The sequence below is a fragment of the Streptomyces sp. NPDC059002 genome (assembly GCF_042740435.1).
Classification (GTDB): domain Bacteria; phylum Actinomycetota; class Actinomycetes; order Streptomycetales; family Streptomycetaceae; genus Streptomyces.
The window spans coordinates 1-1,376 of record NZ_JBHYJI010000162.1; the positions used below are offsets into that span (position 1 = coordinate 1).

General features: G+C 37.6%; 1 protein-coding gene. It reads right to left on the bottom strand.

The window, feature by feature from the left end; genetic code table 11:
* Positions 1 to 1,206, bottom strand: a 1,206-nt coding sequence (locus tag ACFWZ2_RS43650; protein WP_384555362.1) for an IS256-like element ISBsu2 family transposase, incomplete at its 3' end; no start/stop codon positions are given.
* Positions 1,207 to 1,376 lie beyond the last annotated feature (170 nt).

Genomic DNA, 1,376 nt, shown 5'->3' on the forward strand with positions numbered 1-1,376 from the left:
TTCCTTTAGGTGGTCATGAACTAATAGTTGATTCATGACCATAGCCCATTGCTGGATGCGTCCACCATCCCATTTCTTTTCTAATTCTTTTGTTCGTAAAAACAATATTTTTAATAGGGCATTCTCATGGGGGAATGCTCCTTTTTTCGTGACTTTTCGAAAGCTAGAGTGGATACTTTCAACGGCATTTGTAGTGTACATGATTTTACGAATATTACCACCATAATCGAAAAGTTGTTCCACATGAGAAAAGTTTCGTTTCCATACGTCTACAGCTCCAGGGTACGTAGACCACTGCTTTTCAAAAGATTCAAATGCACTGTGACAAGCCTTAAGGCTTGGAGCTCCATACACTTTCTTTAAGGCAGCAGTAAAAGGCTTGTAGTCTTTACTTGGTATATACTTAATCGAATTTCGAATTAAATGAACAATACATCTCTGTACGGTCACATCAGGAAAAATCGCACGTGCTCCTTCTTCCAGACCACTAACGCCATCCATTGAGAGAAAGAAGATATCTTCTACACCACGAGATTTGATTTCATCAAAAATTTGCATCCATTTATGTTTACTTTCCGTTTCATTCAACCACAAACCTAGAATGTCCTTTTTACCTTCTATGGTATATCCTAGTATTGTGTAAACGGCATACTTCTTCGTTTCATAGTCATTACGAATGGTTGTGTAAAGACAATCGACAAACACAAAAGGGTAACAGTTACTTAAGGGACGATTTTGCCACTCTTCTAAATTAGGAAGTACAGTATCCGTAATGTCGGATACCATTTCATGAGATACAGAAAAGCCATAGATGTCTTCTATCGTGGAAGAAATGTCTCGTTGTGACATTCCTCTGGCATACATCGAAATGACCTTATCCTCTATAGAGGATACATCTCTTTTACGCTTTGGAATCAACTGCGGTTCAAATGAACCATCACGATCACGGGGGACTGCAATTTCAACTTCTCCTGCCGTTGTTTTCACGATCTTTTTGCCATATCCATTTCTTCTATTTCTTGTTTCTTTTTCATAGCCCAAATGGTGATTCATTTCACCTTTTAGCATTGACTCAAACATGGGACCAAATATGTCTTTTAATGCTTCTTGCATATCTTCTACTGATTTAGGCTGATACTGTTCGATAATCTTGTTAGCTAATTCTACGGAGTTCGGATCTCTTTTCAATTTCCCCACTGAAACCACTCCTTTAGCTTTATACTTATTATTCTATCAAATAAAAAACTGTGTGAGTAAGGAACCGTACGCATTCCTTACTTACACAGTTAATATTACACTCCCGGTAAGCCTATTTCGAATAGAATTTGATTTGGGTTAAAACTGTTCTTATTAAGGCTCATTTCATGGTGCTAAAG